Annotated in this window: 9 protein-coding genes; 8 read left to right on the plus strand and 1 reads right to left on the minus strand. The window is 43.9% G+C overall.

Features of this window, described 5'->3' with window-relative positions; all coding sequences use genetic code 11:
* The 8 genes from HQK80_12715 to HQK80_12750 form a co-directional block, all read left to right on the plus strand.
* On the plus strand, positions 1 to 268 hold a 268-nt coding region (locus HQK80_12715; GenBank protein MBF0223066.1), incomplete at its 5' end, for a hypothetical protein.
* A 49-nt stretch (positions 269 to 317) separates the two neighbouring features.
* Positions 318 to 1,511: a hypothetical protein gene (locus HQK80_12720; protein ID MBF0223067.1), complete on the plus strand. Its 1,194-nt coding sequence runs from the start codon at positions 318 to 320 to the stop codon at positions 1,509 to 1,511.
* A 31-nt stretch (positions 1,512 to 1,542) separates the two neighbouring features.
* Entirely contained in the window at positions 1,543 to 2,400 is an 858-nt protein-coding gene (locus HQK80_12725; protein ID MBF0223068.1) for an ABC transporter permease, read from the plus strand.
* A gap of 1 nt (position 2,401) precedes the next feature.
* Positions 2,402 to 3,604, plus strand: coding sequence for an ABC transporter ATP-binding protein (locus tag HQK80_12730; GenBank protein MBF0223069.1), 1,203 nt, complete (start codon positions 2,402 to 2,404; stop codon positions 3,602 to 3,604).
* 261 nt (positions 3,605 to 3,865) lie between these two features.
* Complete coding sequence (locus HQK80_12735) at positions 3,866 to 4,552, plus strand: methyltransferase domain-containing protein (protein MBF0223070.1); 687 nt, start codon at positions 3,866 to 3,868, stop codon at positions 4,550 to 4,552.
* Positions 4,542 to 5,891 carry a Coenzyme F420 hydrogenase/dehydrogenase, beta subunit C-terminal domain gene (locus HQK80_12740; GenBank protein MBF0223071.1) on the plus strand — a complete coding sequence of 450 codons (1,350 nt, stop codon included), beginning with the start codon at positions 4,542 to 4,544 and terminating at the stop codon, positions 5,889 to 5,891. Before HQK80_12735 ends, HQK80_12740 begins: the two co-directional genes overlap by 11 nt.
* A 41-nt stretch (positions 5,892 to 5,932) precedes the next feature.
* A complete protein-coding gene (locus HQK80_12745) occupies positions 5,933 to 8,632 on the plus strand; it encodes a polysaccharide pyruvyl transferase family protein (GenBank protein ID MBF0223072.1) in 2,700 nt (899 codons plus the stop codon).
* Positions 8,629 to 9,966, plus strand: a complete 1,338-nt coding sequence (locus tag HQK80_12750) for a hypothetical protein (protein MBF0223073.1) — start codon at positions 8,629 to 8,631, stop codon at positions 9,964 to 9,966. Before HQK80_12745 ends, HQK80_12750 begins: the two co-directional genes overlap by 4 nt.
* A gap of 853 nt (positions 9,967 to 10,819) precedes the next feature.
* Here the strand turns inward: HQK80_12750 and HQK80_12755 are convergent.
* Positions 10,820 to 11,047, minus strand: a 228-nt coding sequence (locus tag HQK80_12755) for a type II toxin-antitoxin system HicB family antitoxin (GenBank protein MBF0223074.1), incomplete at its 5' end; no start/stop codon positions are given.

Consider the following 11,047-nt stretch of genomic DNA (forward strand, 5'->3'; position numbering starts at 1 on the left):
ATATGCCCAAGTGACACTGAGCGACCTGGAATTTTTACGTCAACGATTCAGTGCAGATAGTGAGACTGTCACGTTTGCAGAATATATCAAGGTCAAAGTCCGTGTAGCGCATCGAAACGTCATGATTTCACTGATTCGCAATGCCCTCAAGCAAGGTTTGTCAGAGGATCTCATCGCCCGGATCATCAACCTGGATCCCGCATTGATCCGGAAAGTGTTGAATAACGAGACAGTTGATATCCCGTTTCATCTGCTGGATCAAGAGTAAAACGATTTTTTTTTGTAAAAATGTGAGAGAATAAGAATAGGTGAATACAATTAACAATCCTGTTATTCAAAACAGCTATCAAAGCCTGCCGTCATACATTCAATCTGCAATCCTTGATGCCAAAGAGCGCATCGTCAAAGCCAAGAAGCGCAATGGAAAGGTCGTTGTGGCCGTGGGCAGCGGGCCCAATCTCCATGAAGGGGTTACGACGCTGATTGCCGAGTTGATGCATAAGGGGATCATTGACGGCGTCTGTACCAGCTCGGCCGTGGTCAGCCATGAAATGGCCGGAACTCTGGATAAGGTCAAAAGAGCCGATGGCAGAGCATTGGGTTTTTCCGATGATAAGCTTCCCTCCTTCGGCATGGTGGAAGCAACTGTTTTGCCCCCGGATATTATGGCACAATACTGTCATGAGAGTCAGATAGATGATATTCTCTATCAAAAGATCCTTCAAGCACCTGGAGGAATCATTGTAAAGGCAGCCGGAAACATGGCCTACCCTGCGGGGCTTCGAACCGAGCAGATCTCAAGGCAGATTCTTCATCTGGCAAAGAAGTATGGCAGACCCTTTGAAGAGATTGCCGGGCTTGGTGCCGATCCCATGACCATAATCGGAGCCGGTGCAAAATTGAATAAACCGGTACTGGTATCTGTGACCCAGCTTGTGGGAGGCGGCAGAACAGGCCTTGCCATCGGAGACTCCATCTCCATATCTGAGCGCTCATTTCGCATGGCAAAACTGCTGGACAGTGCCGATGTGATCATAGAATCGGCCATTGCCTTGTGTCAGGAGATCCATGACGGCCCCTTTGAAACCTATACCGGCCACGGCATCTGGTCGGATTGGGAGGATGAATGGACATTCTCCCTTGCTGACAAACAGCTTATCCGCATTGATCTCGATCCCAATCTTGAGGTGGCATGGCTTCAGGAACGATCAAAAAATGAGATCACTGAAGCAGTCAAAAAAGGGCTTCCCAAGGCAAAGGTGACAGGGCTGCCCTTTCGCATGGAGATGTCTGGATTTGCACGCATTCCCGGCAGCCTTCCTATTGTATATGACATTGGAACCATATGGCCCATCCTTGCCCTGCTTGTGGCGGATGAATTGAATATCTCCCTTGATTTTATCTCGTACAATCAAGCCCTTGAAGAGGGGCGGAAGATGAGAGAATGGATTGTGGAGACCATCCGTCCTGTGGATATGGCACTGATTCTGGAAGAATTAAGAACGTTATGACCCCAGGTTACCATTTTCCCATGGAGTTCAGATGAATGATTTATCCTTAAAGAAAACCGTCTACACCCCCGATTCCTCCATCGCCAGTCCGGGCAGGATGATATGCGAGATGTTTACGGATCTGCTCGTAGCACGAGAGTTGGCGTGGCGTTTGGCGGTACGCGACATCCAGGCTCAGTATCGCCAGGCATTCCTCGGTATCCTGTGGGCTTTTATTCTGCCGTTGGCTAACACCTTTGCCTGGATTTTTCTGAACAGCTCCGGCGTGGTTAAGATCGCTGATACTGCGTTGCCGTATCCGGTATACGTTTTTACAGGCACTATGCTCTGGGCGATCTTCATGGATGCCCTGAACGCTCCTTTGCAACAAACTAATGCTGCAAAGGCTATGCTTGCTAAATTGAATTTTCCGCGTGAAGCGTTGATTGTTTCCGGTATCTACCAGACCCTGTTTAACGCCTCGATCAAGATTGTACTTCTATTTGGGGCTTTACTCTTCATGGGGATTAAACCCAACTTGAGCCTGTTGCTTTTTCCGTTCGGTATTCTCTCTCTGATCCTGGTTGGTACTTCCCTCGGACTGCTCATCACCCCGGTCGGTATGCTCTATACCGATATAGGACGTGCCTTGCCTTTGTTGATGCAATTTTTGATGTACGTCACACCGGTAGTTTTTCCAATGCCGGAAAAAGGACTGGCCTCCGTTTTATTCTCATTTAATCCGTTGTCTCCAATTATCCTTACCACTCGCGATTGGCTAACCGGTGTGTCGCCCGAATACCTGGGTTATTTTGTGGTGGTCAACATTGCCGCAGTTGCACTGCTTTTGATGGTGTGGGTGGTTTTTCGGTTGGCTATGCCTATTCTCATAGAGCGGATGAGTGCTTGATATGAGCGACACATTGGTCAAAGTCGAGGGCGTTTCCAAAAAGTTCTGTCGTAGTCTCAAGAAGTCGTTGTGGTATGGCATGCGGGATCTTGGTAACGAAGTGATTGGAAAGCGCCATGGGGGCAATGGCGAACTGCGTGCGGATGAGTTCTGGGCGGTTAAGGATGTATCCTTTGAGTTGAAACGAGGAGAATGCCTTGGTCTGATTGGGGCAAATGGGGCAGGCAAGAGTTCCTTGCTCAAAATGCTCAACGGCCTTATCAAGCCTGATAAAGGCAGGATTGAGATGAATGGCCGTGTTGGAGCCTTAATCGAGCTTGGTGCTGGATTTAACCCAATTTTGTCTGGGCGTGAGAATATATATGTAAATGGCTCGGTTTTGGGGCTCTCCAAGCAGGCGATTGATCAAAAACTTGATGAAATTATTGCTTTTTCGGAACTTGAAGAGTTTATTGATAGCCCAATTCAAAATTACAGCTCTGGGATGAAGGTGCGGTTAGGATTTGCTGTGGCGTCACAGATGGAGCCTGACGTACTACTCATTGATGAAGTATTGGCTGTGGGTGATATGGGGTTCAGGTCAAAATGCTATTCAAAAATGGCCGATCTGCTTGAAAAATGTGCTGTCATATTAGTGTCGCACCAGATGTATTTTGTAAATCGATTGAGTAGCTCCGCACTGCTGCTTAATCACGGACAGAAAATTTTTCAAGGAACACCACCGCAGGTAATTGAGGCTTACAATGCTTTGTTTGAGATTGATCGGAAGACGGTGAGGGGGGACGAAGTAGCAGATATAGACAATTTCAGTTTGCTTGATCATAATAATTGTATTTCTGATATTTTTCATTGGTATGATCGTTTTATCGTTGAATTCGATCTGATCGTGTCCAAAAAATATAAAGAGGTTTCTTTATCATTTACCTTTATGGGACAGGATGGTGCAACGGCGGCTCAGTGCCATTCTTCCTATAATAATGTGAAAATCGAAAACAAATATAAGCGTAATCGGATTCGTTTGGAAATTGACAACCTGAATTTAAATCCTGGAGTGTATTATCTAAATTTGATCGTTTATGACAAGACCAATAATAGACAACTGCTTTGGTTATATGCAGACAGGAAGTTCGAGGTGGTTGGTAATTTTTGTGGAGGAGCTTCGGTCCAGTTTATGGGACATTGGCACGTAAATGAAAGTGAGTGAATATTGATGACTCCCCAAATTTTGAATTCGGAATGCCCCTTTTGCAGGGGATATGCTTCTGTCGTTTATAAAATGGAGGCTTACGATGTTTGCAAGTGTACGGTCTGTGGTACAGGTATGGTTGCTCCGATGCCGCATGGCGAAGAGTTGCAAAAGTTCTATGAAGGTTTTTTGTTTGGTGCGAATATTAAAAACCTAAAAAACATCCTAAGGTCTAGTCGAAAACTTTTCTCTTTTCTCGGCTTGCCGGAAAAAGGAAATATGAAAATGTTAGACGTCGGTGGTGGCGGTGGTTTTTACGCAAAAGCCTTTGAAATCAATGGTTATGGTCAGAGTACCTATATTGATTTAGACAGTGATGCATGCCTTTTTGCAAGGGAAAAGGTCGGTTTGACACATGTCTTGAATCAGGACGCTGCCATGCTGGAAAACCAGGGTATCAAATACGATTTTATAATGTGCCGCCATCTTATTGAACATATGGTTGATCCGTGTGGTTTTATCCTGAAAATCTTCGGTATCTTGGCTAAAGGCGGAACGTTATTGGTTATTTGCCCGAATGGAGACTCCCTGGAATATTTCGCTTACCCGCAATTACTAAAAAGGCGGATAGAAAAAATTTGTATGGCTGGTAATACTCCTAAGCTTAAAGTCATGGCGAAGCTTTTGTTTGGAGAGATGCTGCACGGGATTGATCCGCCAAGGCATCTCTGGGCAGTCTCCCGGAAGGGCATGAAGCACTTTCTGACCGACAACAATATTCATGCAGACATTACAACATTTCCTCTGACTGATTCTATTTATTCCCCATACTATTCTTCTATAACCTTTGGTCAAAAAATTTGCTCTATTTTTGGGGATATTGTTGCTTCAAAATTTGCCGGAGGCACTCATTTGTCGGTTGTGATTAGAAAAACCTTAAAGTTAGAGTGTCAAAATGTCGTTTAAGGCATCTCACCAGAATGTTAAAGAGATCGTGAACCACAACCTTTGTGTCGGTTGTGGTCTATGCTCTGTCGTTTGCACAGGATCGGTGATTACGATGGTATGGCAAGCTCGCCGAACCTGGCAACCGGAAATTGATGAAGATGGATGCACCCATTGTGGTCGATGTCTCAAGGTTTGTCCTCACAGCCCGCAGTGCATCGCAGAGTATGCTTCTGCGGCACAGGCTCAGGGGGTGAGGTTTGGGCTCCCTCAGGATGGAACATATTTCATTGCTTATGATAAAGACGTCTCCAAGAGAATTCGATCTTCTTCTGGAGGTGTGACCAGCGCTCTCTTGGAGCAGTTGCTCTCTTCTGGCACAGTCGATGGTGTCTTGGCCTCCCTGCCGATAGAAGGAACTGTAGGTGAACCCCATTTTCAGATGAAAATTTTTAGAACAGTTGAGGATCTCGACCGAGGACGAAGCTCACATTATCATCCCTTGAGTTACGACAAAGTCCTTAACGAGTTAATAGAAGAGGATGGCTCTTTTGCGGTGGTGGGTGTCCCTTGTGTGTTGCGGGGTCTCGTCCGGCTTTCTTCTGAGGTGCAAAAAAAAATTAAGTATAAGATCTGTTTGGTTTGCGGTAAGAGCGCTACTGGCGCGTTTATCGATTGTCTCGTTGAGAAAGAGGGCGTCAGAAGGGATGTCCCCTGGCGGATCAATTTGCGTGACAAAGTAGGCATACCGAACACCAATGAATTTAATAATCTGATCGAGCTTCCTGACCGTGTGATAAGAAAAAACCGGTTCTTAACAGCATATACAGATATGTGGCGCAATTATTTTTTTGCTCAAGAATGTTGTTTTTATTGCCCAGATTTTTACGGGGTTGATGCTGATATATCTGTTAAGGACGCATGGGGGCGGTTGAGTAAAGACCCTCTTGGGTCCTCGCTCGTTATCGTCAATAATAGTGAAATCGAAGATCATCTGTTACGCTTGGAGAATGATGGCCGATTGTTTCTCGATGCGTGTGACTCTGATGAAGTTTTTAATTCTCAAACAATCACGCCAATCTTTAAGCATGAAAAGGTTCGTGATCGACTCGTTTGGAAAAAAATAATTAAGCAAGAACTGGATGGAAAATATTCCTCACTTGGATGGAAGAGGCGTTGGCTTTCTCGTGACAGTCATGAATTCTGGCGACTCTGGTCTTTGATGAAATTATCTGAATTTTTTTATTTCCGCTTCGGTAAGGTTCCAATACATCAAATGATCCTATTCATGTCTCCACTGCAGAGTAAATGGCTACGGCTGCGGAAGTTTTTCACCTTCAAACCAAAGTCTCGACTGTAAGAACCTGTTTTTTTATAAAACCGAATACGTAGGACTGAAACATGATTACTTCTTTTACTAAGAGTTTGAAAGTCTGTCTCTATTACTCGCACTATGAGGGTGAACAATTCAATGTCAGGCCTTTGGGTATAAGTTATCTGGCCGCTTACCTGCTGCATAAGGGGATTGTCTTAGCGGATAATCTCCGTATTGTCGACGATTACGCAGAGGTGATTGTGTTTAAACCGGATATTCTCGGGATCAGCAGCGTCAGCCAAGTGATTACTGATGCATGTGAGTTTGCCAGGAAATGCAAGGAGGCAACTGGCTGTTTTACACTGCTCGGTGGGTATCATGTGTCTGCGATACCTCAACATTTGCCTGATGTATTTGATGTCGGGGTTATCGGTGAAGGTGAAGAGACCTTTGTAGAGATTGTTGAGAAATATGCAAAACACCCTTTGCGTGAGCCTGACTTTAAAGATATTTTTGGTATCTGTTACCGTGATGAAAGAGGTTTGATTCATCAGACTCCTTTGAGGAAGCATATCTCTGATATTGATGCCATTCCTTTGCCATTACGTTACAAACCTTATTACAAACATGAACCTATTTTTACATCAAGGGGGTGCCCCTTTCGCTGTACCTTTTGTGCATCGCAAGGTTTCTGGCGGGGAGATACCCGCTTCCGAAGTGCAGATTCCGTTGTTTCGGAAATTGTTCAAGTAGTCGACAGATATCAACCAGATGAGATTGCGATCCTTGATGACCTTTGGATGGCTGACAAAAAGAGATTCAAGAATATTGTCAGGCAGCTTGTCAACTTAGGTATACCTGAAAAGGTCAGCTTTAGGGGGTTCTGTCGCTCCAATATTATCGACGAAGAAGATATTCTGTTGCTCAAGGAGATGAACTACCGTTTTGTTCGCTTTGGTGCTGAGACTGGCTCAGATTCACTTCTAAAGAGGATAAAAGGGCAAAACATATCGGTTGATGATCATCAGCGGGTTATTGATTTGTGCCGTAAGCACGGCTTAATGTGTGGTGCATCTTTTATGTTCGGAGTCCCGGGAGAAACTGAAAGTGATTTGCAGGAAACGATCGATTTCCTTCGTAAGAACAAGGAATGTTTTAAAATCATTGGTTTTTATCTGTTCAATCCCATCCCTGGTACCGTTTTATGGTCAGAACTTGAAAGTAAGGGTGCTGTTTCAGGGAACTTTGAATTTGATCGTTTGCAACTCGACTTATTAAAATCTGATTTTTCATGGGATGATGTCCTTTACTTCAATAGTGAAAACGTTCCTCTTGAAACTTTTCGTATAATTGTCACTATTATTAGGGATGAATTCATCGATGGAGCGGTAAAGAAGCCCACAGGAAGACTGAAGACGTTTAAAAGATATTTAAATTGGCCGTGGCGAGCAATTTTGCACCCTATCTTGAGGTCATGCGCCCTTTTTGTGGGGTACCGCAGATCAAAGCGTGTCGTTTCTACAGGCCGACTCCGGGTTCTTGTCGCAGGAGGATACGGCTACGGTAATGTCGGTGATGAGGCTCAGTTGGCTGCAAATTTGCAACACTGGAAAAAGGCGTCGCCTGGTTGCCGGTTGACCGTTCTGACCCCTAACTGCGAATACACTGATAGTGTCCATAGCCAGATTCGGGTCGAACTTGCACCGAGAAAATCTCTCTTCGGCTTGGGGGGGAGTGAATATTTCGGTTCTGAAAAAAAATTCAAAGTAATGTATCCTCTGATCGCTACGATCTGCCTTTTCAACGCCTGCCTGGTGCGGGCAGGATTTCCGATTTTTGGTCTGACTTCATCCCAGGCTCGATTGCTAAACGAATTGAACGACTCTGACGTGCTGTTCCTTTCCGGAGGCGGATACCTGACCGGCATGACTTTGACACGACTGTGGGACAATATGCTACTGATCTGCCTTGCTTATGCGCTGGGCGTGCCGACGATCCTCTCAGGGCAAACCATCGGGGTGTTCAAGGATCCGATCAGCCGCATCCTGGCACGTTGGGGGTTGAAAAAGGCCGAACTGATCTATCTGCGTGATCCTGTCGATTCCGCAAAAGACCTGTCTACATTGGGTCTGTCTGGAGATTGGATCAAGAGTACATTTGATGATGCTCTTTTTTTTGAGAGTGCTTCGACCTGTAAAATTACCGAACTTCTTGAGGATTCCGGGATCAACGCCCAAAAACCTTACATTGCTGTCAATGTGCATTACTGGGGCCAGGAACAGGGAATATCCCGGGTCATTATGGGAAATATAGCACGGGCTTTAGATCGCATTTGCAAGGATACGGGCCTTCAGATCGTTTTCATTCCGATGGTCCGTTCGGATGAAGCTGCCATTGAAGAGGTCCGAGCAGCCATGGACGAACCAGGAACAATGCCAGCGCATGGCTATCGGCCAGATCTCACCGTCGGACTGATTCAAAATGCGGCACTCTGTATGACGATGAAACACCACCCGATCATCTTCGCCATGGCGGCTGCTGTACCGACAGTTTCGATGACGTTTGACGACTACTATTACCACAAAAATTATGGGGCGATGAAGATTTTTCATCAGGAAGATTATCTGCTTAAAAGCGTTCCCGAGGAACTTGAGCAGCAGCTTTATGACAGAACGAAAGCCGTTTTTGATAAAAGAGAAGAAATCTCTGTGTGTATTGCTGGAGTAGTTGAGAAATTAAGGCCTATGGCTGGGGAAGCGATTCAGAAGTTTATGGAGAAACAATGAACCTAAAAAAAAATTGGGGCAAAGTTTACGCAAGATTTTTTGCAGTGATCGTTTCAATAACGGCTCCAATGGTTAATGCTCTAAAGGGTTTGTTTCCTGTTGGCAAGGTTTTTTTAATTGCAGATTCGAATAATTGGATCCGAATGAATTACGACAAGATTGTCGGCAAAGGGATCTTTTCTCGGAACATCTTCATACGCATACCCTTTGTGCCCCACGAGAAACAAAAAGTATTCACCATTCATGGAGATTTCAGAGATACTGAATACAAAGGCGTCAACTTGTATCGTGTTTCTGAATATAATATTTGCGTTGATCTCGACATCTTCCCGGCAAAGATTAATTTTGAATATGAACGGCACAGAGCAGTCATTGCGGAATGGTTTGCGGTCAGCGCCGAATGTATAGATTTTTTTGAAAAAATAGTGATTCAAAAAAAACCGGACAAAATTTTGATCTCACAAGGGCATAATTTCGATGCTGCGATTGTCAGGGCATTGTCTTGTCTTCATGGATTCGGCGTTGTTGCCGTGGAGAATACCTTCAATAAAAATAAAATTGTATGGGACGACATTTCCGGTATTACCGTCAACAAGAATCTGGCAAAAAATTTCTACTGGAAATATCGTGATTTTGTTACGGCCGCAGCAGCCGAACTTTATGTAAACGAGTACTTGGAGAATATCAAGCAAATGAAAGTGGGTGAACACCAGACTCCTCTCGCAGTAGCTGCGAAGTCCGACAAGAAAACAGTACTGTTCATTGGTCAGGTGTATACAGATTCGTCTGTTCTGTTCGGAATCAATACTTTCTCTTGCCCAGTAGCAATTATTGATCAACTTGTCGATTACTGTCTGGCGAACGATTATCATTTGATTATCAAATTGCACCCGAAGGAGGCGACCGGCAATAACATTCTCTCCCGGCCATACAACAACCTGACCTACCGCAGAATCACGGAACAAGAGGGTCTTCTTGAAAAAATAACGTCTGGTGGTTTTCTTCTGGATAATGGACTATATGATACCTATTCCCTGATCGATAGTGCGGATGTCTGTGTGACCGTCAACTCCCAGGCCGGGCTTGAAGCTCTCATCAAAGGCAAGGATGTGATCGTTTGTGGTCAAGGGTATTACACAGGGCTTGGGTTTGCCTTTGAGGCACTCAATCGAGTGTGCCTATCAAGCTTTCTGGATATGGTTATCAAACAGGGGGTTTCTGTTTTGGATCGGAATGAGATCAACAAGTTTTTTTACATAATCTCCGAAAAGTATTTTATGACTCGGGACGAAGGCTGTGTTGAAACGTTGCTTCAGGGGGCTCAGATTGGTTAACATAGGTAGGAGTCTCGTGTTATAGTGTTGTTAATACTCGACTATCAAGTTTTTTCCTCAACCCTTGTAAACACTGGGCTTAGAAATGACTGTTTTTGTAAAACGGACTTGATGACAAAAATATAACATATTGATATTATTTAATTTTAAAATCCATGCCATATTTTTGTGCTCTGCTTGCAGTCAGCATAAATATTCAATAATATCAAGCTATTAAAAAAAACTTGATAGTCGAGTATAAAGACCAGCAAGGGTGATGACTATATTTATCAATCGTTAAAACTTTATTATGAGATCGCAAAGAAAGGTTAAATTGAGAATCCAGACCCATATAAAAATAGAAGAAAAATAGAGATATTTTGAGATTTGCGGTAGTCCGATCCATTGTTATTATCACGGGTAAATTTTAAGACTCCTATTTCCTGCAGATTGACTGAATATAGGTGTAATTGCTGAAAATAGAGTAGCGGTTGACTGGGCTATGTCTTGGAAAGGGGCGTTATGTCAACTGCAATAGCGATAAATAAATATAAGGGAGGCTTATAAGTGGGAATACATATTCAGTTTTCATAACAGCATATGAGTACGATATTATAAGGAATAACAAACTCATTGCCATATATTGGAGTCTGCTATTAAGCATGACGATGAACAAATTGAGCTTGTTATGACGCTTGAACAACTTACAGACCTGATTGGATATGTTGCCGCTGAAGCTAATCATACTCGTTCAAAAAGACTCCAAGAGGATTTAAATGAGATATGTGACTGTTTGGAATCTACTGAACAATCCATAAAACATCAAAAGCGATAATAGCCTATAAAAGGGTTTCCGTTGAAAAAGTTTTAGCAGTTATGCTGCAACAGATTCCAACCGTATCCCTACAAATGCAAATATATCTCCTGAATCTACATCAATCTGGTTGACATGTTTCTCAAAAGGCTGTGGAAGCGGCAAAGTCTCACCTTGCTCTTGTAATCCTTCTACATGAAAACATATTGCATCTCTCATTTCATTTATGGTTTCTTCAACCGTTTTTCCAGTAGCCACGCACCCCTGTAAATCAGGGCTATACGCACT

This window comes from Desulfobulbaceae bacterium (assembly GCA_015231515.1).
Classification (GTDB): Bacteria; Desulfobacterota; Desulfobulbia; order Desulfobulbales; family VMSU01; genus JADGBM01.

Coding starts and splice junctions, on each gene's coding strand:
- HQK80_12725 (MBF0223068.1), top strand. CDS start 1,543: ATGAATGATTTATCCTTAAAGAAAACCGTCTACACCCCCGATTCCTCC.
- HQK80_12730 (MBF0223069.1), top strand. CDS start 2,402: ATGAGCGACACATTGGTCAAAGTCGAGGGCGTTTCCAAAAAGTTCTGT.
- HQK80_12735 (MBF0223070.1), top strand. CDS start 3,866: ATGAAAATGTTAGACGTCGGTGGTGGCGGTGGTTTTTACGCAAAAGCC.
- HQK80_12740 (MBF0223071.1), top strand. CDS start 4,542: ATGTCGTTTAAGGCATCTCACCAGAATGTTAAAGAGATCGTGAACCAC.
- HQK80_12745 (MBF0223072.1), top strand. CDS start 5,933: ATGATTACTTCTTTTACTAAGAGTTTGAAAGTCTGTCTCTATTACTCG.
- HQK80_12750 (MBF0223073.1), top strand. CDS start 8,629: ATGAACCTAAAAAAAAATTGGGGCAAAGTTTACGCAAGATTTTTTGCA.